Genomic DNA, 20,620 nt, shown 5'->3' with positions numbered 1-20,620 from the left:
GACCCGCGTTGGCCGCGGTGTTGTGTTGACGTCAGCCGCCGGCTTGCTCGGACGCGTCCTTGGAGGCGCCGAACAGGCCAACGCGCATGTCGTTCGCGGTATAGATGGGGACGCCGTCGGCTTCGAGAACCCCATCGGCGATTCCCATGACCAGGCGGCGGTTGATGACCCGCTTCAGATGGACCTTATAGACCACCTTCTTGACCTCCGGTTGGACCTGGCCGGTGAACTTGACCTCGCCGACGCCCAGCGCCCGGCCCTTGCCGGGGCCGCCGATCCAGCCGAGGTAGAAGCCCACCAACTGCCACATGGCGTCCAGGCCCAGGCAGCCCGGCATCACCGGATCGCCGATGAAGTGGCACTGGAAGAACCAGAGGTCGGGATGGATGTCGAGTTCGGCCTCGACATAGCCCTTGCCGTGGTCGCCGCCGTCCGCGTTGATCGTGACGATGCGGTCGAACATCAGCATCGGCGGCGCCGGCAACTGGGCGTTGCCCGGCCCGAACAGCTCGCCGCGGCCCGACGCCAGAAGCGCCTCATGATCAAACGACGAGGGGTATTTCGACTGGCTCACGCGGGTTCGGCTCCGGCAGGTGTAGCGGCCGGGTTACACTAGCGCGCGCAGGGGCTCAACCGGGTTGCCGGCTTCAGCGGGCGGCCAGCAGGCGGCCCGGGCCGGCGGGGCGGGCGGCGTCGCACAGGGCGCGGTCCTGGCTGCCGATGACGCGCGAGGCCTGAACCCAGCCGTTCAGCTTCCGCGCCCGGACCCGGCACCAGCCGTCCTCGCACTCGTCCAGGCTGACGATCGAGCGGGGCTGTAGGCGGGCGCGCACGCCCGATCCCTCCGACCGGCCGGAATGCACGGCTAGAGGCTCCGGCGACGGATTGAAGACGCTGCGGCGGCCTGAGGCGACGGTGCGGTGGATCCAGGCCACCGCACCGTCGGGATCGCAGATCTTGCGCCATTCGCGGGTCTCGGCGATCACCTGCACCGGCAGGTTGGCGGCGCGGTATTCCCACAGGATTTCATAGTCCAGGCCCGGCCCCTGACGCGCGCGCACCTGGGACGATTTAAGAGTGATCCAGCGCGGCACCTCAAGCCCCGTGGGCGTCGGCCGGCCGTCAGGCATGACCGCCTGGCCGCCGGCGCCGGCCATGATCGCGCCGCCCGAAACGACGGCGATGACCGCCAGCCTTTTGAAGATCAACGCTGCTTTGCTAGACACCCGGAACGACCCGTCGCAGTCGGGCGCTCGCCCGCTTCAGCCAAGGCCCGCAATGTCCGCCCGCAAGCTTAAGGTCGTGTTAACCAGACGCCTGCCCGACGCGGTCGAGACGCGCATGCGCGAGCTGTTCGACGCCGAGTTGAACCTGACCGACCGGCCTATGGATCGCGCCGCCCTGAGTGCCGCCGTTCAGCGCGCTGAGGTGCTGGTCCCCACCATCACCGACGTGATCGACGCCGAGCTGATCGCCTCGGCCGGGGATCAGCTGCGCATGATCGCCAACTTCGGGGCCGGCATCGACCATATCGACGTGGAAGCCGCGACCGCGAGAGGGATCATCGTGACCAATACGCCCGGCGTCCTGACCGAGGACACCGCCGATCTGGCCATGAGCCTGATCCTGGCCGTCAGCCGCCGCATCGTCGAGGGCGCGCAGGTTGTGGCGGAGGGCAAGTTCGAGGGCTGGACGCCCACCTGGATGTGCGGGCGCAAGCTGTGGGGCAAGCGGCTGGGAATCGTCGGCATGGGCCGCATCGGCCAGGCCCTGGCCCGACGCGCTCGCGCCTTCGGTCTGCAGGTCCACTATCACAACCGCAAACCCGTCTCGGACCTGATCGCCGAGGAGCTGGGCGCGACCTATTGGGATGACCTGGACCAGATGCTGTCGCGCATGGACATCATCTCGCTGAACTGCCCGGCGACGCCCCATACGCGCCACCTGCTGAACGCCGAGCGCCTGGCCCGGCTTCAGCCCCACGCCATCGTGGTCAACACCGCGCGCGGCGAACTGATCGAAGAGGCCGCCCTATCCGAGGCGGTGCGCGCCCGCGCCCTGGCCGGCGTCGGTCTGGACGTCTTCGAGCACGAACCGGCTATCCATCCGGGCCTGCTGAACCAGCCCAATGTCGTGCTGCTGCCCCACCTCGGCTCGGCCACGCTCGAAGCGCGCCAGGACATGGGTGACCGCGTCATCCTGAACCTGATGACGCTCCAGAACGGCCACCGCCCGCCGGACCGCGTGATCCCGGCGATGCTCTAGGCGCGTCCGCGCCACCTCCGCCGAGCCGTGAACCCCGCAAAAGACGCGAGGCTGGCCGGGATGGACAGAAGCGCGAGCAGGCCCACGCCGACCAGCATGAGCGGCCCGACGCCGGATTGGACCGCGATCACCGGCAGCTGGCCGAACATGACCAGCACGCCCCAGGCCCAGGGCTTGTCGTCGAAGATCCAGCCCGCGACCCCCGACAATGCGATCGCCGCCAAGCACCACCATGGGTAGGCGGGCGCATCCCACGGCTCCGGCGCAGCCATCGCCACACTGGCGGCTGCCCAGAAGACCACGCTCAGCGCGAACACGCCTGCGTATCGAGCGGCGTTTCTGAATGCGCTCATTGGCCCGCGCTGCACACTTCGCACGCCGGATCCGCCGCCACTCTGACTGTCCGGCTGGTTCCCGCCAGGCCATCGTAGATCAGCAGCCGTCCGGCCAGCGGCTCGCCCGCGCCGGTGATGAGCTTGATCGCCTCCAGCGCCGCCATGGACCCGATCACGCCGGCCAGGGCGCCGACCACGCCGACGCGGGCGCAGGTCTCGGCGTCGGGAGGAACCTCGGGAACCAGGCACTGATAGCAAGGGCGGCCGGTGAAGACGCCGACCTGGCCGGTCCAGCGGCCCAAGGCGCCCGACACCAGCGGCCGGCCCGTCGCCACGCAAGCGGCGTTGACCGCGTGGCGCGTGGCGAAATCATCGGTGCCGTCCAGCACCAGATCGAAGGCGGCGACGCGTTCGGCGGCGTTGTCGGGCGTCAGCCGCTCGGTGAAGGTCTCGACGGCGACATGGGGATTTAGGGCTGTCAGGCGGTCGCGCGCCGCCTCGACCTTGGTCCGTCCGATGTCGGCGGTCGTGAACAGCACCTGGCGCTGCAGGTTCGACAAAGCGACCGCGTCGTCGTCGATCAGGCCGAGCGTCCCGACGCCCGCCGCCGCCAGATACAGGGCCGCCGGCGCGCCGACGCCGCCGGCCCCCACGATCAGCACCCGCGCGCGTTTCAGAGCCTGTTGGCCCGGCCCGCCGATCTCGGCCAGCACCAGATGTCGGGCGTAGCGTTCGACCTCGTCGTCGGAAAAGGCCGGCGTGCTCCCCACCCCTAGAAGGCGCTCTGACCGGTGATGGCGCGGCCCAGGATCAGGGCATGGACGTCGTGCGCGCCCTCGTAGGTATTGACCGTCTCCAGGTTCATGGCGTGGCGCATGACGTGCATTTCGCCGGTGATGCCGGCGCCGCCGTGCATGTCGCGAGCCTCGCGCGCGATGCTCAATGCTTTGCCGCAGTTGTTGCGTTTCATCATCGAGATGGCCTCGGGCACCCAGGCGCCCGTGTCCAGAAGCCGGCCCAGCGCATAGGCGCCTTCCAGCCCCAGGAAGATCTCGGTCTGCATGTCGGCCAGCTTCTTCTGCACCAGCTGGCGCGACGACAGCGGACGGCCGAACAGCATGCGCTCGCCGACATAATCCCGCGAGGCGTGGAAGCAGAACTCCGCCGCGCCCATCGCGCCCCAGGCGATGCCGTAGCGCGCCTTGTTCAGGCAGCTGAAAGGACCGCGCAGGCCCGACACGCCCGGCAGCAGATTCTCTTCGGGCACCAGCACGTCGTTTAGGCCGATGTCGCCGGTGATCGAGGCGCGAAGGCTCAGCTTGCCGTCGATCTTGTCGGTGGTGAAACCGTCCATGCCGCGCTCGACGATGAAGCCGCGGATCTTGTCGTCCAACTTGGCCCAGACCACCGCCAGGTCGCAGATCGGCGAGTTGGTGATCCAGTATTTGGCCCCGTTCAGGCGATATCCGCCCTCGACCTTTTCGGCGCGGGTCTTCATCGAGGCGGGGTCGGACCCGCCGTCGGCCTCGGTCAGGCCGAAGCAGCCGATCAGTTCGCCGGCCGCCATGCGGGGCAGAAAGCGCATCTTCTGCTCCTCGGAGCCGAAGGCGTAGATCGGATACATGGCCAGCGACGACTGCACCGACATGGCGGAGCGATAGCCGCTGTCGACCGCCTCGATCTCGCGCGCGATCAGGCCATAGGCGACGTGGCTGGCGGCCGAGCCGCCGTACTGTTCGGGCAGCATGGCACCCAGGAAGCCCATCTCGCCCATCTCGGTCATGATTTCGCGATCGAACCGCTGATCCTCGAACGCCGAGACGACGCGCGGCAGCAGCTTGTCGCGAGCATAGGCGCGCGCGGAGTCGCGGATCATGGTCTCGTCGTCGGTCAGCCGGCCGTCCAGGCCCAGCGGGTCGTCCCAACGGAAGGTCTGGGCGGAGGCGGCGCCGTCGGCCATGGGCTCAAGTCCTTGATCTGCGGGGGCTCGCGGGCGCGTCACGCAGGCGTGACGATCAGCCCCCTGTTTCGTGGGCGGGTTTAGGCCAAAATGCGCGGGCGGGGTAGAGCCGAGGCCTCGCGCGGATTAAGCTTCGCCATGCGCCGAACCCTGTCCCGCCTGTTCGCCGACCACCCCAGAGAGGTGGGCGAAACCTATGTCGAGCACATGGGCGTGGCGGCCGGCACAGGGTTCAAGTTACTGCGGCTGGCGGGCGCCGCCTTCGTCCACGCCGTCGTGCCGGGCCTGTGCAAGACCACCGTTTCGGACGAGATAAAGGGCATGGCCCACAAGATGGGCGGCCGCGCCGATGAAGCCCGCGAATGCCGCATGCGCGACGCCGGCGCCTGGGATCCGGGCCTCTAGTCCGACGTCGGCGCCGGCTTGGTGTCGTCGCCGTAGGTCAGGGCCAGGAAGACGTCTTCCAGGTCCGGGTCCTCGGTGGTGATGTCGGCAATGGTCACGCCGGCGGCGCGCACGGCGGCCAGCACCTGTTCAACCGACGCCTGGCCCTTGCGATAGGTGACGACGAAGGCGCCGTTGGGCCGAGCCACGGCCTCGAACCCGTCCAGCGTCGGCAGACGGTCCAGCTCGCCTTCCGGCGTCACCACGACGTTGCGCGTGTCCAGCCGGCGCAGCAACTGGGTGGTCGGCTCGCAGGCCACGACCTCGCCACGGTTTACGATGGCGATGGTGTCGCAGAGCTCCTGCGCCTCTTCCAGATAGTGGGTCGTCAGCACGATGGTGACGCCCTCGGCGTTGATGCGGCGCACGTACTCCCACAGCTGGCGGCGCAGTTCGACGTCCACGCCGGCCGTCGGCTCGTCCAGGATCAGGATGGGCGGATTGTGGACCAGGGCCTTGGCCACCATCAGGCGGCGCTTCATGCCGCCCGACAGGGCGCGCACATAGGCGTTGGCCTTGTCCGATAGGCCCAGCGCGGCCAGCAGTTCGTCGGACCGCCGCTCGTCGGCCGGCACGCCATAGAAACCGGCTTGCACCTCCAGCGACTCGCGCGGGGTGAAGAAGACGTCGGCCACGATCTCCTGAGGCACGACGCCCAGCGCGGCGCGGGCGTCGCGCGGCTGGCGGTCGATGTCGCGGCCCCAGATCGAGACCTGGCCCTCGGACTTGTTCACCACGCCCGCAAGAATATTGATCAGCGTCGACTTGCCGGCGCCGTTGGGGCCCAGCAGGCCGAACATCGAGCCGCGCGGGATGATCAGGTCCACGCCCTTCAGCGCGGTCTTGGCGGGCGACTTCTTGGACGCGGCGTAGGTCTTCTTCAGCCCCCGGACCTCGATGGCGTTGTCAGGCAGGGCGGCGGCGTCGAACATCGGCGGGCGTCTCGGCTTGGAATGGAGGCGCGGCGGTTTGACCCGGTCCCGCGCGCGGCATAGGTATGCCCCCAACCCGTCAACGCCAAGGCCGCGTCACCGAAAATGCCGACCCGCTCCGCGCCCGTCCCCGCTCAGGCCCTCATTCCGCCGCCCGAGCGGATCGTCGTTCCCACCAAGCGCGTGGCCTGCGACGGCGGCGGCGGCGCCCTGGGTCATCCGCTGGTCTATATAGACATGGGCGAGGATGACTTCGTCGAATGCGGCTATTGCGACCGCCGCTTCGTGCTGGCCGCCGACGCGCATTCCGAGGACGAGTATCACGACCCCGCGGCGCGTCCGCCCGAGGCGCACTGAGCCGCGTCTGACGCAGCCGTTACGACATTTGAGCCCGCGTTTTCCGGGCGGCGCCGTATAGAACTGTCTCGTCGCCCCCTCCCCGGCCGGAGACTTCTCCATGCGCTATCTGCACACCATGGTCCGCGTGACGGACATCGACGCCTCGTTGCGCTTCTACTGCGACCTGCTGGGTCTTCAGGAAGTGCGGCGCATGGACAATGAGGCCGGGCGTTTCACCCTGGTCTTCCTGGCGGCGCCCAAGGATCTGAACCGGTCAGCCGCCGAGCGGTCGCCCGAGGTGGAGCTGACCTTCAACTGGGATCCCGAAACCTATTCCGGCGGCCGCAACTTCGGCCACCTGGCCTACAAGGTCGACGACATCTACGCCGCCTGCGAGCGGTTGATGGACGGCGGCGTCACGATCAACCGTCCGCCGCGCGACGGCCGCATGGCCTTCGTGCGTTCGCCGGACGGCATTTCGGTCGAGCTGCTGCAGGAAGGCGAACCTTTGGCTCCGGCCGAGCCGTGGGCGTCCATGGCCAATACGGGCGAATGGTGAGCATGCGTCGCCTCCTGCTGCTGGCGCCGCTGGCCGTGCTGGCGGCCTGCGCCTCGACGACCGAGACCCACCCGTCGAGGACCGCGACCGAACAGCTGCTGACGGCACGCGCCGCAGACCGCGCGGTCGAGGGCCTGACCATCCCGGCGCCCATCTCGGCTCGCGTCTTTGTCGACGACGCCTTTTTCCGCGCCGAGAACGCAGCCTACGCCGTCAGCGCCATCCGCGGCGCGCTTTCGGAGGCCGGCTATTCCCTGGCCAACAACCGCGACCAGGCCGACGTCATCTTCGAACTGCGCGCCGGCGCCCTTTCGCTGGAGCAGATGCGGCGCGTCTTCGGCATTCCCGAGATGCGGGTGCCGATCAACGACAGCTTCAACATCGTCTCCCTGCCCGAGCTGTCGATCTACAGCCAGCGCGACCGGGTCGGCGTCGCCGAATTCTCAGGCTTCATCTACGAGGCGCGCACGGGCGCTCCGCTGGGGGCCGTCACGCCGATGATCGGCCGCTACCGCATCCGCAGCCACAAGGTGCTGATGATGATCTCGTTCGGTCAGCAGCAGGCCCAGCCCGGAGAGCGGGAACCCGGATCGAGTTGGAAAGAGTTCTGATCGAAGGCGGCTGACGCGAGGCTTCCAGCCTCCTAGAGCGAAATCGGTTCAGATGCGATCGCATCTGTACTCAGATATTCGCTCTAAGCATTGATAATGGAGCATTTATCTGAGTTCGGATTGATTCAATCCGAACCGATAATGCTCTATGTTCGCCGCCATGACCGACGCCGCATCCGAATCCGCTGACCGCACCCTGACACAGGACGGCCCGCCGCTGCGGTTGTGGATGATCGACGCCTCGGCCTACATCTTCCGCGCTTATCACGCCCTGCCGCCCCTGACGCGCAAGTCCGACGGCCTGCCGGTCGGCGCTGTCCAGGGCTACTGCAACATGCTGTGGAAGCTGCTCAAGGACATGAAGGGCGAGGATGGACCGACCCATCTGGTCGCCATCTTCGACCATTCCGAAAAGACGTTCCGCAACACGCTGTACGACCAGTACAAGGCCCACCGCCCGCCGCCGCCCGAGGACCTGGTGCCGCAGTTCCCGCTGGTGCGAGAGGCGACGGCGGCCTTTGGCGTCCATTGCGTTGAACTGCCCGGCTATGAGGCCGACGACCTGATCGCCACCTATGCCTGCAAGGCCCGCGACGCCGGCGGCGAGGCCGTCATCGTCTCGTCCGACAAGGACCTGATGCAGCTGATCGGGCCGACGGTGGTCATGTACGACCCGATGAAGGACCGTCGCCTGGGCGAAGAGGCGGTGATGGAGAAGTTCGGCGTGACGCCGGACAAGATGGTCGATCTGCAGGCCCTGATCGGCGACAGCGTGGACAACGTGCCCGGCGCGCCCGGCATCGGCCCCAAGACCGCCGCCCAACTGCTGGACGAATACGGCGACCTCGATACGCTGCTGGCGCGCGCCGAAGAGATCAAGCAGCCCAAGCGGCGTCAGACCCTGATCGACTTCGCCGACCAGATCCGTCTGTCGCGCGAGCTGGTGCGCTTGACCTGCGACGCGCCGGCGCCGGAGGCCATCGACGACTTTGTCGTGCGCGACCCCGATCCCGAGACCCTGGGCGCCTTCCTGGAAAAGATGGAGTTCCGGGGGCTCAGCCGCCGGGTGGGCGACGGCAAGGCGCCGGCGCGCGAGGGCTCGGCCTTTGTGCGTCAGCCGACGGCCCCGGTTCTGACCCCACGCTACGCCCCCGCCGAGGTGGCGACGCCGGCCGAGCCGCAGTCGTTCGACCACGACGCCTATGAGTGCGTGCAGACCCTCGAGGCGCTGGACGCCTGGATCGAGCGGGCGCGGGCGTCGGGCGTGGTCGGCTTCGACACCGAGACCGACGCCCTGTCGGCCACCCACGCCGGCCTGTGCGGCGTGTCCCTGGCCGTCGGGCCCAACCAGGCCTGCTACATCCCCCTGACCCACGAGGCCGAGCCGACCGGCGACGGCGGCCTGGACTTCGGCGGGGACGTCAACGCGGACGGCGGCGGCTGCGCGGCGGTCCTGACCCAGATCGACAAGGCCGAGGCCCTGGCCCGGCTCAAGACCCTGCTGGAGGATCCGTCGGTCCTGAAGGTGGGTCAGAACATCAAATACGACCTCGCCGTCATGGCCCGGCGCGGCATCCGCGTGTCGCCGATCGAGGACACCATGCTGGTGTCCTATGTGCTGGAGGGTGGGCTGCACGGTCACGGCATGGACGAGCTGGCGCGCCTGCACCTGGGCCACGAGCCGATCACCTTCAAATCCGTGGCCGGAACCGGCAAGAGCCAGAAGAGCTTCAAGCACGTCGAGCTGAAGCCGGCGACGGGCTACGCCGCCGAGGACGCCGACGTGACCCTGCGCCTGTGGCGGCTCCTGCGGCCGCGCCTGGCCGCCGAGGGCCTGACCACCGTCTATGAGACGCTGGAGCGGGGAATGCCCGCCGTCCTGTCGGACATGGAGCTGGCCGGCATCCGAGTGGACCCCGAGCGTCTGCGCCGCCTGTCGTCGGAGTTTGGGCTGAAGATGGCCGAGCTGGAGGCCAAGGCCCACGAACTGGCCGGTCGGCCGTTCAACGTCGGCTCGCCGCGCCAGATCGGCGAGATTCTGTTCGGCGAGCTGAGCCTGCCCGGCGGCAAGAAGACCGCCTCCGGCCAGTGGGGCACCGACGCCTCGGTGCTGGAAGATCTGGCCCTGACCCACGACCTGCCGCGCGCCATCCTGGACTGGCGCCAGCTGTCCAAGCTGAAAGGCACTTACACAGACGCCCTGTCGGCCGCCGCCGATCCCAAGACCGACCGGGTCCACACCTCCTATCAGCTGGCGGCCGCCACGACGGGCCGCCTGGCCTCGTCTGATCCCAACCTTCAGAACATTCCGATCCGCACCGAGACGGGCCGTCAGATCCGCCAGGCCTTCATCGCCGCGCCCGGCCATGTGCTGATCTCGGCCGACTACAGCCAGATCGAGCTGCGCCTTCTGGCGCACATCGGCGACATCCCCGAGCTGAAGCGCGCCTTCAAGGCAGGGCTCGACATTCACGCCGCAACCGCCAGCGAGATGTTCGGCGTGCCGGTCGAGGGCATGCCCGCCGAGACGCGCCGACGCGCCAAGGCCATCAACTTCGGCATCGTCTACGGCATCTCCGCCTTCGGCCTGGCCAACCAGCTGGGCATCGATCAGGGCGAGGCCGGGGCCTATATCAAGACCTATTTCGAGCGCTTCCCCGGCATCCGAGAATACATGGACCGCACCCGCGCCGAGGTGCGTCAGGCGGGCTTCGTCTCGACCCTGTTCGGCCGCAAAATCCACATTCCGGCGATACACTCCAAGTCGGGCGCTGAGCGTCAATTCGGCGAGCGGGCGGCCATCAACGCCCCGATCCAGGGGGCGGCCGCCGACATCATCCGCCGCGCCATGATCCGCATGCCCGGCGCGCTGCGGGACTCGGGCCTTGAGACGCGCATGCTGCTTCAGGTCCACGACGAACTGGTGTTCGAGGCCCCCGAGACCGAGGCCGAGGCGGCGCGCGTGTTGATCCGCTGCGTCATGGAAACCGCCGCCGAGCCGGCCGTGGCGCTCAGCGTGCCGCTGGAAGTCGAAGCCAAGGCCGCCGCCAACTGGGACGAGGCCCACTGACGCGTCGGCGAACTGCAATCAGGGCGTGAGCGCCTAGTTGGTCAGCCGCGTGGGCCCGCCGCCGGTCGCCCGATTGCCCACGCCTCCGGGCACGGGAACCGAGGAAGAGGCGTAGTCGGCGTTGATCGCGAGGCGACGCCCGCCTTCGACGCGCAGCTCGCGCGACACCACCACCGTCCACGGCGTGGTGTCGTTGGAGTTCTGCCCACCCGGCACGATCAGGCGCGTGCCTGGCGCATAGACCACGCCCTCGAGCCGCTCGATATTGTTGAAGTCCAGCTTGAAATCTTCCGTCCGCGCGGGATCGATAGCCAGCACGAAGCCCGCCCAGCCCTGAAGCTCCAACAGGCCGCCCTGATTGCCGGTCAGCGACAGCCGATCAACACGGCCGTCGGAGAAGTCCACCTTCATGTTTTTCCAGATCACCAGGGTGACGTTGTCGCCCTCGATCTTGGCGTTCTTTTTCAACTGAAGCTCGCCGGACTTGAAGTGATGGACCCCCGGCATGAAGCGCAGCGTGCCGTTCTCGATGTCGAACTTGCGGCAGTGGACGCCCGGCAGAACCGGCCAGACTTGCCCCGCCTTGTCCACTTTCACATCCGTCACCCCGGTGCACAGGGCCGGCGCGCCTCCGGCGAAGACGCCGGCCAGGGGATCGGGCACCAGAGGCGCGTTCGATCCGGTCTGCCCCGAGGCCCCGCCGCCCTTGATGTTGCCCGACGCCTGCACGGCGGCCGCGTCGATCAGGCCCTTGGGATCGAGTTGAATGTCGCGATTGGAATGGGTCAGGCAGGAGCGCGCGATGATCTCGCCGTCCTTCATGTGCAGGGCGTTGCCGCTGCTCTCGCTCAGCATCAGCACGCACAGCGGCGTTGCGCCCAGCTGCTCGGCGATCGCCTCGGCCTTGATGACGAATCCGCCGGGCGGCAGCAGGTTGCCGAAGAAGGACGTGCGGCGAGCCACCAGATTCACCTTGACGCCCGATCGCCCGTCGCGCGCCTCGATGAACCGAAAGTCGGCGGTTTCCAGCTTGGCCGTCAGGTCGTCGGCCTGTTCCACGACGCCCGCGCGCGCGCGCGTCAGCAGCTGTTGGTTGGCGCCGATGCGCATCTGGCCGGCGGTGTTCAGGGCGGCGGTGTCGGCCAGTTCCTGGAGGCGGCCGCGGTCGTTCGTCAATGAGCGAAGTTCCACGGCCACCAGCACGATCAGGATGACGGCGGGCACCGACAGGCCGAAGATCAGCGCGACCGAACCCTCGGTGCGACGGCAGAGGCGACACAGGAGGGCGGCGAGATGGCTCGTCATCGGCATCCGACGCTTACAGGAACTGGAACTCTTCTAAGCCGTGGAAAATGAACAATTCCCTCCCGCCTGACCGAAACTTGACCGAATTCGGGCGTCGTGCGCTAAGGGCGCGATGAAGCCTCAGATCCTGGATGTGCTGGTCGTCGGCGCCGGCGCGGCCGGCATGATGTGCGCCATAGAGGCGGCTCGTCGCGGCCGGCGCGTGCGCATTGTCGATCACGCCCGCGCGCCGGGCGAGAAGATCCGCATCTCGGGCGGCGGCCGCTGCAACTTCACCAATCTGGGCACGGGGCCGGCCAACTTTCTGGGCGAGAACCCCCGTTTCGCCACATCGGCGCTGCGCCGCTACACGCCGCGCGACTTCATCGCTCGCTTGGATAAGGCCGGCATCGCCTGGCACGAGAAGACGCTGGGTCAGTTGTTCTGCGACGACAGCGCGCGCCAGATCGTCGACCTGCTGGTTGGCGACCTGAAGCAGGCGGGCGCCACGCTCAGCCTGTCGACCGGCGTGCACTCGCTGGAGCGGCGCGGCGAGGGCTGGCGCACCACTCTTTCCGACGGCTCGACCGTCGAGGCCGCGTCTCTCGTCATCGCCACCGGCGGCAAGTCGATCCCCAAGATGGGCGCCACCGGCTGGGCCTATGACACGGCGCGCGCCCTGGGCCTGCGGGTCACCGAGACACGGCCGGCGCTGGTTCCGCTGACATTCGAGCCCGGCCTGCTGGAGCAGACGCGCGAGTTGGCCGGCGTCTCGGTCGACGCCGTCACCGGCCACGGCAAGACCCGCTTCCGCGAAGGCCTGCTGTTCACCCACCGCGGCCTCAGCGGGCCGTCGATCCTGCAGATCTCCAGCTACTGGCGCGAGGGCGAGGCCATCACGGTCAGCCTGGGGCCTGACGCCGCTGTGTTTGATGCGCTTCGCGCCGCTAAGGCCAGCAACGGCCGACAGGCCGTGCACACCGTCCTCGCCGGCCTCGTGCCCCGCCGCCTGGCGGAATGGATCGTCCAGCGCGAGGGCGTGGCCGGAAATCTGGCGGATCAGTCAGACAAGACGCTGCGTCGGCTGGACGAGGCGGTGAACGGCTGGACGCTGAAGCCCGTCGGGTCCGAAGGCTATCGCACGGCCGAGGTGACGCTGGGCGGGGTGGCGGTGGACGAGTTGGATCAGCAGACCATGCAGTCGCGTCATCAGCCAGGCCTGTTCGTTATCGGCGAGGCCGTCGACATCACCGGCTGGCTGGGCGGCTATAACTTCCAGTGGGCCTGGGCTTCGGGCTGGGCGGCCGGCCAGGCCTGCTGAGCCGCGGCCTTCTGACGCGCGCGCTAATGTCTGCTTGATGCATGACGGCGCGGCCGTTCTATCTGAGCGTGCACCTTGATCGGCGACGGAGCTTCCTGCCTGACCCGAGCTCGGAGCCGGGCGCGCCCCGGCCGTCACGCTGGCCCAATCCGGCTGGTCGCGGGCCGCCCACCTCCCTCACGCAACTTGCGACGCCACGACGCATTTTCGCCGCTGGAGCCAGGCCTCATCTGCGAGGCTTAAGCCACGGAAAGGCGACCCATGCCCCTGTTGATGTGTCCCAACGACAATGCGCCGATGCAGACCCTGGATCGATCCGGGGTCCAATTCGACATGTGCCCGACCTGCCGCGGGGTCTGGCTGGATCGCGGCGAACTGGAAAAGCTGATGGCCTCGGCGACCGAGGAAGGCCGCGCCTCGGCGCCGGCCGCTCAGCCCGCGCCCCAGCCGGCCCCGGCGCCCTACCCGCCGGTGCAGCCCCACGCTCAGCCGTGGGGGCAGCCTCAGGGCTATCGCGACGACCGCCGCTACAAGGACGAGCGTTATCGGGACGACGACTACCGCTACAAGAAGAAGAAGCGCGACAGCATCTTCGACATCTTCGACTGACGGGTCGCGGATGCAAAAAGGGCCCCGGCGGATCGCCGGGGCCCTTTTCGTTTGCGGATCGCGCCGCGCCTATTCGCGCTGGCCCAAGAAGGCCAGGAGGAATTGGAACAGGTTGATGAAGTTGATGAACAGGCTCAGCGCGCCGAAGCCGGTCGCCACGCCCATCGCCGCCTGGTCGCCGCCCAGGGCGTAGTAGGTCATCTTCAGACGCTGGGTGTCATAGGCGATCAGGCCCGAGAAAAGCAGCACGCCCACGCCCGAGATGATCAGGTACATGACGCCCGACTGGATGAACATGTTGACCACCATGGCGATGACCAGACCGATCACGCCCATGATCAGGAAGGTGCCCATGCCCGTCAGGTTCTTCTTGGTCGTGTAACCAAACAGGCTGAGGCCGCCGAAGGCCGCCGCCGTCACCAGGAAGGTCGAAGCCACCGAGGCGCCCGTATAGCGCAGGAAGACGATGCCCAGGCCCGCGCCGATCGTAGCGACCACGGCCCAGTACAGCAGGTTCACCCCGCCGGCCGTCGGATTCTTCATGAAGAACATGGAGCCGAACAGCATGACCAGCGGCGAGAACTGCACGATCATGCCCAGCGGCGTCAGGGCCACCCGGCCATCCGGCGCCAGGGCGAACAGATACTGCTGCACCGCGGGCACATTGCCGGTCAGATAGGCCAGGCCGGCGGCAACCAGCAGGCCTAGCGCCAGCTTGTTGTAGATGCCCAGCATGAAGGCGCGCAGGCCCGCGTCCACAGACATGTCGGCGGTCTGCGGAAGCGGCCGGGCGTAGCCGTTGTTGAAGTCGCTCATGGCGATATCCGTCTCCTTGGCCGGAGCAACCTCCGGTCTTGGCGCAAATATCGGGGTCTGTGCGTCCCCGTGCAAGCGCAACGGCCCTTCCGGCCTCCGGTTTCCGCCGCTACCAAGGGTCGCATGGTGCGATTGTTCACGGCTCTCGAAATCCCGCCCGACGTCGCCGAGACCCTGGCGCGTCGCCAATCCGGCCTGCCCGGCGCCCGCTGGCGGCCGGCCGAGGCGCTGCACGTGACCCTGGCCTTTTATGGCGAGGTGTCCGAACACACGGCCGATGATCTGGCGGCGGAGCTGTCGCGCATCCCCGCCGGCCGGTTCGACATCACCCTGAAGGGCGTCGGCGCCTTCGGCGACGCCCACCGCAGCCACACCCTGTGGGCCGGGCTGGAGCGCAGCGAGCCCTTGGCGACCCTCGCGGCGCGCTGTCGGGCGGCCGGAAAACGGGCTGGCATAGAGATGGACGCCCGCGATTACCGCCCTCATGTGACGCTGGCCTATCTGAAGCCTCAGACCAACCCAGACCGGATCGGCGCCTGGATCACGGGCCATAACCTGTTGGCCTCGCCGCCGATTCCGGTGCTGCGGTTCGGCCTGTATTCCAGCGTGCTGACATCGGACGGCAGCCAGTACGCGCTCGAGAGGGAGTATCCGCTTTGATCGCGCCTGGCCCCACGCTTGAGACCGAACGCCTGATCCTGCGCCCCACGGCGATAGAGGACTTTCCGCGCTGGGCGGAGTCCATGGCGGATGAGAGCGCCCGTTTCATCGGCGGACCAATGGGGCCCGAGGCCGCCTGGCGCGGCTTCATGACCATGGCCGGCGCCTGGGCGCTGACCGGCGTGTCGATGTTCTCGATGATCGACAAGGCGTCCGGACTGTGGATAGGCCGCATCGGACCGTGGCGTCCCGAAGGCTGGCCGGGCAACGAAGTCGGGTACGGCGTCCATCCCGAGGCCCGGGGCAAGGGCCTGGCTTTCGAGGCGGCCGTGGCGGCGATGGACTACGCCTTCGAGGTGCTGGACTGGCGCGACGTCATCCACTGCATCGACCCGGCCAACGTCGCGTCCCAGGCGCTGGCCAGGCGTCTGGGGTCCTCACTGATCGGGCCGACGAAACTGCCGCCGCCCTACGATCATGTCCCGTCCGACATGTGGGGCCAGACGCGAGAGCAGTGGCGCGCCCGCCGCTCCGCTTGATCAGAGAACGGAGCCGGAACATAAGAGCGGCATGCCCGCCGCCGCCGTCCATCTGGAACTTGTCTTCTCGCGCCCCGAAACCACGCTGGGCGTGACGCGCGGCGCCGCGCGGCTGCTGATGGACATGGGCTATGCGCCGCTGACCGAGGTCTGTCTGCCCAATGGACGGCGCGCGGACGTCATGGCGATCGGCAGGCGCGGCGACATCGTGATCTGCGAGGTGAAGTCCGGGGTCGAGGACTATCGCGTTGATCGCAAGTGGCCCGAATATGCGCCCTTCTGCGACGCCTTCTTCTTCGCGGTCGCGCCCGAGTTTCCCGAGGGCGTCCTGCCTGACGAGCCGGGCCTGATCGTGGCCGACGGGTTCGGCGGCGCGGTCGTGCGGGAAGCGCCGGTCAACGCCCTGACGCCGGCGCGCCGCAAGGCCCTGACTCTGGCCTTCGCCCGCCTGAGCGCCCTGCGCGCGATGCGCTGCGACTGAACGAAAAGGGCCCCCCGCAGAAGCGAGAGGCCCTGACCTTGTCGGCGCTGCGCGCGGTTTCAGACCGCGACGACTTCCGAGGCTTCCTCGGCCAGGATGGTCAGGCCCTGGGCGTTCACGTCGGCGAAGCCGCCCTTGACCGCGAAGACGCGGCGAGCCGCGCCTTCATAGATGGTGACCGCGCCTTCGCGCAGGGTGGTCATGAAGGGCGCGTGGCCCGGCAGGACGCCGAAGTCACCCTCGACGCCCGGCGCATCGACCTGGTCCACGAGGCCGGTGAAGACCTCGCGTTCCGGGGCGACCAGCGAGAAGTTAAGTTTTCCGGCCATCAGGCTTCCGACGCCATCTTCTGAGCCTTCTCGACGGCCTCTTCGATCGCGCCGACCATGTAGAAGGCGGCTTCCGGCAGGTGGTCGTATTCACCGGCGACGATGCCCTTGAACGAGCGGATCGTGTCTTCCAGCGAGACGAACTTGCCGGGCGAGTTGGTGAACTGCTCGGCCACGAAGAACGGCTGCGACAGGAAGCGGCTGATCTTGCGGGCGCGCGAGACGACCAGCTTGTCCTCTTCCGACAGCTCGTCCATGCCCAGGATGGCGATGATGTCCTTCAGGCCCTTGTAGGACTGCAGGACTTCCTGGACCGAGCGGGCCACCTGATAGTGTTCTTCACCGATGACCAGCGGGTCCATGATCCGCGAGGTCGAGTCCAGCGGGTCCACGGCCGGGAAGATGGCCTGGGCGGCGATGTCGCGGCTCAGAACGGTCTTCGCGTCCAAGTGGGCGAACGAGGCGGCGGGCGCCGGGTCGGTCAGGTCGTCGGCGGGGACGTAGATGGCCTGGATCGAGGTGATCGAGCCCTTCTTGGTCGAGGTGATGCGCTCCTGCAGGTTGCCCATCTCGGTGGCCAGTGTGGGCTGATAGCCCACGGCCGAGGGGATGCGGCCCAGCAGAGCCGACATTTCCGAGCCGGCCTGGGTGAAGCGGAAGATGTTGTCGACGAACAGCAGCACGTCCTTGCCTTCCTCGTCGCGGAAGTATTCGGCCTGGGCCAGTCCGGTCAGGGCGACGCGGGCGCGAGCGCCGGGGGGCTCGTTCATCTGGCCGTAGACCAGGGCGCACTTGGAGCCTTCGGTCGAGCCGCCGTTCTTGGTCGGGTCCACGTTCACGTTGGACTCGATCATCTCGTGATACAGGTCGTTGCCCTCGCGGGTGCGCTCACCCACGCCGGCCAGAACCGAGTAACCGCCGTAGGCCTTGGCGATGTTGTTGATCAGCTCCTGCATGGTCACGGTCTTGCCGACGCCGGCGCCGCCGAACAGGCCGGTCTTGCCGCCCTTGGTGTAGGGGCACATCAGGTCAATGACCTTGATGCCCGTGACCAGGATTTCCGACGAGGTCGACTGCTCTTCGAACGAAGGCGCCTCGCGGTGGATCGGGCGGTACATGTCGGTTTTGATCGGGCCCTGCTCGTCGATCGGCGCGCCGACGACGTTCATGATGCGGCCCAGCGTGCCCGGACCGACCGGCGCTTGAATGGAGCCGCCGGTGTCGATCACGGCCTGACCACGGGTCAGACCCTCGGTCGTGTCCATGGCGATGGTGCGGACCATGTTCTCACCCAGGTGCTGGGCGACTTCCAGGACCAGGGTGAAGGGCTCGCCCGTCTTCTGGTCGACGTTCTGGGTCTGCAGGGCGTTCAGGATCGCCGGCAGGTGACCTTCGAACTCGACGTCGACGACGGCGCCGATGACCTGGGCGATCTTGCCCGTGCCGACGGCGGAGACGGGGGCGCCGGGCGCGGCGGCCTTCTTGGCGGCGGGCTTGCGGGCGGCGGGCTTCTTGGGGGCGATGGCGTCGGTCATGGGGTGCGTCCGGTTCGGAATGTCGGTTCGGTCGGGATCAGAGGGCTTCGGCGCCGGCGATGATCTCGATCAGCTCGGTGGTGATCTGGGCTTGGCGCTTGCGGTTGTACTGCAACGTCAAGGCATTGATGAGGTCGCCCGCGTTGCGCGTGGCGTTGTCCATCGCCGCCATCTGGGCGCCGAAGAAGCCCGCCTGGTTCTCGTACAGGGCCGCCAGGATCTGGGTGGTGATGTTGCGCGGCAGCAGGGTCTCGAGGATTTCCTCTTCCGAGGGCTCATATTCGTAGACCGCGCCGTTCAGGTCGATCGGCTCGGCGCCGCCTTCGACGACGGCCGGGACCAGCTGCTTGGCGGTCGGCACCTGCTGAATGACCGACTTGAACTGGCTGTAGAACAGCGTGACCACATCGGCCTCGCCGGCTTCGAACGCCTCGGCGATCAGTTCGGCAACGGGCTGGGCGGCGGGCAGACCCAGGGTCTTGTGCTCGCTCAGCTCGAATGTGCGGACCACCTTGTCGCCGTACAGGCGGGTCAGCTGGTCGCGCGACTTGCGGCCTACGGCCACGATCCGCACGTCCTTGCCCGAGGCGATCAGGCTGTTAATGCGCTCGCGCGCGGCGCGGATCACATTGGTCGAGAAGCCGCCCGCCAGGCCCTTGTCGGCCGTGGCGACCACGATCAGGTGGCGCTGGTCCGAGCCGGTGCCGGCCAGAAGGCGCGGCGCGCCTTCGCCCGACACGCCGGCGGCCAGATTGGCGATGACCGAGGCCATGCGCTCGGCGTAGGGCCGGGCGTTCTCAGCCTGGTCCTGGGCGCGCTTCAGCTTGGCCGCGGCGACCATCTGCATGGCTTTCGTGATCTTCTGCGTGGCCTTCACGCTTCCGATCCGATTGCGCATTTCCTTGAGACTGGCCATCCGGCTTTGCTCTTCCTCTAACTAACCGGTCGGGCTCAGGCGAAGGTCTTGGCGAAGGCGTCCAGGATGCCCTTGAGCTCGGCTTCGAGCTCGGGCGTCAGGGCCTTCTTGGTGCGGATGCCGTCCAGCAGGCCGGCGTGATTGCCGTGGACGCGGACCAGCAGCTCGCGCTCGAAGCGGCCGACGTCGGCCACCGCGATGCCATCCAGGTATCCGCGCGTGCCGGCGTAGATCGACACCACCTGCTCCTCGACCGCCAGGGGCGAGTACTGCGGCTGCTTCAGCAGCTCGGTCAGGCGGGCGCCGCGCGCCAGCAGCTTCTGGGTCGAGGCGTCGAGGTCCGAGCCGAACTTGGCGAACGCGGCCATCTCGCGATACTGCGCCAGCTCGCCCTTGATGGTGCCGGCCACCTGCTTCATCGCCTTGATCTGGGCCGAGGAGCCCACGCGCGACACCGAGATGCCGACGTTCACGGCGGGGCGGATGCCCTGATAGAACAGGTCCGATTCCAGGAAGATCTGGCCGTCGGTGATCGAGATCACATTGGTCGGGATGTAGGCCGACACGTCGTTGGCCTGGGTCTCGATGATCGGCAGGGCGGTCAGAGAGCCCGAGCCGTTGTCCTCGTTCAGCTTGGCCGAACGCTCCAGCAGGCGCGAGTGCAGGTAGAAGACGTCGCCCGGATAGGCTTCGCGGCCCGGCGGACGGCGCAGCAGCAGCGACATCTGACGATAGGCCACAGCCTGCTTGGACAGATCGTCATAGACGATCAGGCCGTGCATGCCGTTGTCGCGGAAATACTCACCCATGGCGGTGCCGGCGAACGGCGCCAGGAACTGCAGCGGGGCCGGCTCCGACGCGGTCGAGGCCACGACGATGGTGTATTCCAGCGCGCCCGACTCCTCGAGGGTCTTGACGATCTGGGCCACGGTCGAACGCTTCTGACCGATGGCGACGTAGATGCAGTAGAGCTTGGCGCTCTCGTCGTCAGTCTGGTTGACGTTCTTCTGGTTCAGGATGGTGTCGACGGCGACGGCGGTCTTGCCGACCTGACGGTCGCCGATGATCAGTTCGCGCTGGCCGCGGCCGACGGGGATCAGGGTGTCGATCGCCTTCAGGCCGGTCTGCATCGGCTCGTGCACCGACTTGCGGGGAATGATGCCCGGCGCCTTGACGTCCACGCGGCGACGCTCGGTGAACTGGATCGGGCCCTTGCCGTCGATCGGCTCGCCCAGCGGGTTGACGACGCGGCCCAGCAGGCCCTTGCCGACCGGCACGTCCACGATCTCGCCCAGGCGGCGAACCTCGTCGCCCTCGGCGATGGCGGCGTCGGCGCCGAAGATCACCGCGCCGACGTTGTCGCGTTCCAGGTTCAGGGCCATGCCCTTCACGCCGGCCTTGGTGAACTCGACCATCTCGCCGGCCTGGACGTTGTCCAGACCATGGATGCGCGCGATGCCGTCGCCGACTGACAGCACCTGGCCGACGTCGGAAACGTCGGCTTCGACGCCGAAGTTGGCGATCTGCGACTTGAGGATGGCCGAGATTTCAGCGGCGCGGATGTCCATGTGGATCTCTCTGTCTTCGTCTTTCGGGCGCGCCGTGAAGGCGTGCT

General features: G+C 67.9%; 23 protein-coding genes. 11 read left to right on the top strand and 12 right to left on the bottom strand.

Annotated elements, in window-relative coordinates; genetic code table 11:
* Positions 1 to 31 precede the first annotated feature (31 nt).
* Both fabA and ACK4I0_RS08025 read right to left on the bottom strand, forming a co-directional pair.
* Entirely contained in the window at positions 32 to 574 is a 543-nt protein-coding gene (fabA, locus tag ACK4I0_RS08030; protein WP_409609743.1) for a 3-hydroxyacyl-[acyl-carrier-protein] dehydratase FabA, read from the bottom strand.
* Positions 575 to 647: 73 nt separating this feature from the next.
* Entirely contained in the window at positions 648 to 1,208 is a 561-nt protein-coding gene (locus ACK4I0_RS08025; protein WP_409609741.1) for an SH3 domain-containing protein, read from the bottom strand.
* Between the two features lie 70 nt (positions 1,209 to 1,278).
* Here ACK4I0_RS08025 and ACK4I0_RS08020 point away from each other — a divergent pair, with 70 nt between their 5' ends.
* Complete coding sequence (locus ACK4I0_RS08020) at positions 1,279 to 2,265, top strand: 2-hydroxyacid dehydrogenase (protein WP_409609739.1); 987 nt, start codon at positions 1,279 to 1,281, stop codon at positions 2,263 to 2,265.
* Here ACK4I0_RS08020 and ACK4I0_RS08015 read toward each other — a convergent pair.
* The 3 genes from ACK4I0_RS08015 to ACK4I0_RS08005 are packed head-to-tail and all read right to left on the bottom strand — an operon-like array spanning position 2,262 to position 4,560.
* Entirely contained in the window at positions 2,262 to 2,618 is a 357-nt protein-coding gene (locus ACK4I0_RS08015) for a hypothetical protein (RefSeq protein ID WP_409609737.1), read from the bottom strand. The two genes, ACK4I0_RS08020 and ACK4I0_RS08015, sit on opposite strands and share 4 nt — an antisense overlap.
* Positions 2,615 to 3,370 (bottom strand): HesA/MoeB/ThiF family protein, encoded by a 756-nt coding sequence (locus ACK4I0_RS08010; protein WP_409609735.1) that lies wholly within the window; start codon positions 3,368 to 3,370, stop codon positions 2,615 to 2,617. The genes ACK4I0_RS08015 and ACK4I0_RS08010 overlap by 4 nt, the downstream gene beginning before the upstream one ends.
* A gap of 2 nt (positions 3,371 to 3,372) precedes the next feature.
* Positions 3,373 to 4,560, bottom strand: a complete 1,188-nt coding sequence (locus ACK4I0_RS08005) for an acyl-CoA dehydrogenase (RefSeq protein ID WP_409609733.1) — start codon at positions 4,558 to 4,560, stop codon at positions 3,373 to 3,375.
* 138 nt (positions 4,561 to 4,698) lie between these two features.
* Here ACK4I0_RS08005 and ACK4I0_RS08000 point away from each other — a divergent pair, with 138 nt between their 5' ends.
* Positions 4,699 to 4,965 carry a DUF6356 family protein gene (locus ACK4I0_RS08000; RefSeq protein ID WP_409609731.1) on the top strand — a complete coding sequence of 89 codons (267 nt, stop codon included), beginning with the start codon at positions 4,699 to 4,701 and terminating at the stop codon, positions 4,963 to 4,965.
* On the opposite strand, the gene ACK4I0_RS07995 is transcribed toward ACK4I0_RS08000, so the two are convergent.
* Entirely contained in the window at positions 4,962 to 5,936 is a 975-nt protein-coding gene (locus ACK4I0_RS07995) for an ABC transporter ATP-binding protein (RefSeq protein ID WP_409609729.1), read from the bottom strand. The genes ACK4I0_RS08000 and ACK4I0_RS07995 overlap by 4 nt on opposite strands.
* Before the next feature lie 105 nt (positions 5,937 to 6,041).
* Here ACK4I0_RS07995 and ACK4I0_RS07990 point away from each other — a divergent pair, with 105 nt between their 5' ends.
* The 4 genes from ACK4I0_RS07990 to polA all read left to right on the top strand — a co-directional run bounded on the left by ACK4I0_RS07990 (position 6,042) and on the right by polA (position 10,515).
* Positions 6,042 to 6,293 carry a zinc-finger domain-containing protein gene (locus tag ACK4I0_RS07990; protein WP_409609727.1) on the top strand — a complete coding sequence of 84 codons (252 nt, stop codon included), beginning with the start codon at positions 6,042 to 6,044 and terminating at the stop codon, positions 6,291 to 6,293.
* Positions 6,294 to 6,393: 100 nt separating this feature from the next.
* Complete coding sequence (locus ACK4I0_RS07985) at positions 6,394 to 6,834, top strand: VOC family protein (RefSeq protein WP_409609725.1); 441 nt, start codon at positions 6,394 to 6,396, stop codon at positions 6,832 to 6,834.
* Between the two features lie 2 nt (positions 6,835 to 6,836).
* On the top strand, positions 6,837 to 7,445 hold the full coding sequence (locus ACK4I0_RS07980; protein ID WP_409609723.1) for a DUF6655 family protein: 609 nt from the start codon (positions 6,837 to 6,839) through the stop codon (positions 7,443 to 7,445).
* Positions 7,446 to 7,605: 160 nt separating this feature from the next.
* Entirely contained in the window at positions 7,606 to 10,515 is a 2,910-nt protein-coding gene (polA, locus tag ACK4I0_RS07975; protein WP_409609721.1) for a DNA polymerase I, read from the top strand.
* A 33-nt stretch (positions 10,516 to 10,548) separates the two neighbouring features.
* Here polA and ACK4I0_RS07970 read toward each other — a convergent pair whose 3' ends face one another.
* Positions 10,549 to 11,820 carry a TadE/TadG family type IV pilus assembly protein gene (locus ACK4I0_RS07970; RefSeq protein ID WP_409609719.1) on the bottom strand — a complete coding sequence of 424 codons (1,272 nt, stop codon included), beginning with the start codon at positions 11,818 to 11,820 and terminating at the stop codon, positions 10,549 to 10,551.
* 112 nt (positions 11,821 to 11,932) lie between these two features.
* On the opposite strand from ACK4I0_RS07970, the gene ACK4I0_RS07965 reads away from it, so the two are divergent.
* Together ACK4I0_RS07965 and ACK4I0_RS07960 are read left to right on the top strand one after the other, a co-directional pair.
* Positions 11,933 to 13,120, top strand: a complete 1,188-nt coding sequence (locus ACK4I0_RS07965) for an NAD(P)/FAD-dependent oxidoreductase (protein ID WP_409609717.1) — start codon at positions 11,933 to 11,935, stop codon at positions 13,118 to 13,120.
* Positions 13,121 to 13,381: 261 nt separating this feature from the next.
* A complete protein-coding gene (locus ACK4I0_RS07960) occupies positions 13,382 to 13,729 on the top strand; it encodes a zf-TFIIB domain-containing protein (protein ID WP_409609715.1) in 348 nt (115 codons plus the stop codon).
* Positions 13,730 to 13,798: 69 nt separating this feature from the next.
* On the opposite strand, the gene ACK4I0_RS07955 is transcribed toward ACK4I0_RS07960, so the two are convergent.
* A complete protein-coding gene (locus ACK4I0_RS07955; RefSeq protein ID WP_409609713.1) occupies positions 13,799 to 14,545 on the bottom strand; it encodes a Bax inhibitor-1/YccA family protein in 747 nt (248 codons plus the stop codon).
* 123 nt (positions 14,546 to 14,668) lie between these two features.
* Here ACK4I0_RS07955 and thpR point away from each other — a divergent pair, with 123 nt between their 5' ends.
* Genes thpR through mmcB form a run of 3 tightly spaced genes read left to right on the top strand, consistent with a single transcriptional unit; the run spans position 14,669 to position 16,225 of the window.
* The gene (gene thpR, locus ACK4I0_RS07950; protein WP_409609711.1) at positions 14,669 to 15,205 is read left to right on the top strand and encodes an RNA 2',3'-cyclic phosphodiesterase; all 537 of its coding nucleotides are present in this window, start codon (positions 14,669 to 14,671) and stop codon (positions 15,203 to 15,205) included.
* Positions 15,202 to 15,744, top strand: a complete 543-nt coding sequence (locus ACK4I0_RS07945; RefSeq protein WP_409609709.1) for a GNAT family N-acetyltransferase — start codon at positions 15,202 to 15,204, stop codon at positions 15,742 to 15,744. The genes thpR and ACK4I0_RS07945 overlap by 4 nt, the downstream gene beginning before the upstream one ends.
* Before the next feature lie 31 nt (positions 15,745 to 15,775).
* Entirely contained in the window at positions 15,776 to 16,225 is a 450-nt protein-coding gene (mmcB, locus tag ACK4I0_RS07940) for a DNA repair putative endonuclease MmcB (protein WP_409609707.1), read from the top strand.
* Positions 16,226 to 16,284: 59 nt separating this feature from the next.
* Here the strand turns inward: mmcB and ACK4I0_RS07935 are convergent, their stop codons facing one another.
* From ACK4I0_RS07935 to atpA, 4 genes are read right to left on the bottom strand one after another with little or no spacing between them, the layout of a single operon-like run.
* On the bottom strand, positions 16,285 to 16,554 hold the full coding sequence (locus ACK4I0_RS07935; RefSeq protein ID WP_135061868.1) for an ATP synthase F1 subunit epsilon: 270 nt from the start codon (positions 16,552 to 16,554) through the stop codon (positions 16,285 to 16,287).
* The gene (gene atpD / locus ACK4I0_RS07930) at positions 16,554 to 18,089 is read right to left on the bottom strand and encodes a F0F1 ATP synthase subunit beta (RefSeq protein WP_409609705.1); all 1,536 of its coding nucleotides are present in this window, start codon (positions 18,087 to 18,089) and stop codon (positions 16,554 to 16,556) included. The genes ACK4I0_RS07935 and atpD overlap by 1 nt, the downstream gene beginning before the upstream one ends.
* 37 nt (positions 18,090 to 18,126) lie before the next feature.
* Positions 18,127 to 19,005: a F0F1 ATP synthase subunit gamma gene (locus ACK4I0_RS07925; RefSeq protein ID WP_409609703.1), complete on the bottom strand. Its 879-nt coding sequence runs from the start codon at positions 19,003 to 19,005 to the stop codon at positions 18,127 to 18,129.
* A 35-nt stretch (positions 19,006 to 19,040) separates the two neighbouring features.
* Positions 19,041 to 20,573: a F0F1 ATP synthase subunit alpha gene (gene atpA, locus ACK4I0_RS07920; RefSeq protein ID WP_409609701.1), complete on the bottom strand. Its 1,533-nt coding sequence runs from the start codon at positions 20,571 to 20,573 to the stop codon at positions 19,041 to 19,043.
* Between the last annotated feature and the right edge of the window lie 47 nt (positions 20,574 to 20,620).

This window comes from Brevundimonas sp., assembly GCF_046295775.1.
Lineage (GTDB): Bacteria > Pseudomonadota > Alphaproteobacteria > Caulobacterales > Caulobacteraceae > Brevundimonas.
This window is presented reverse-complemented; position numbering and strand designations above follow the sequence as displayed.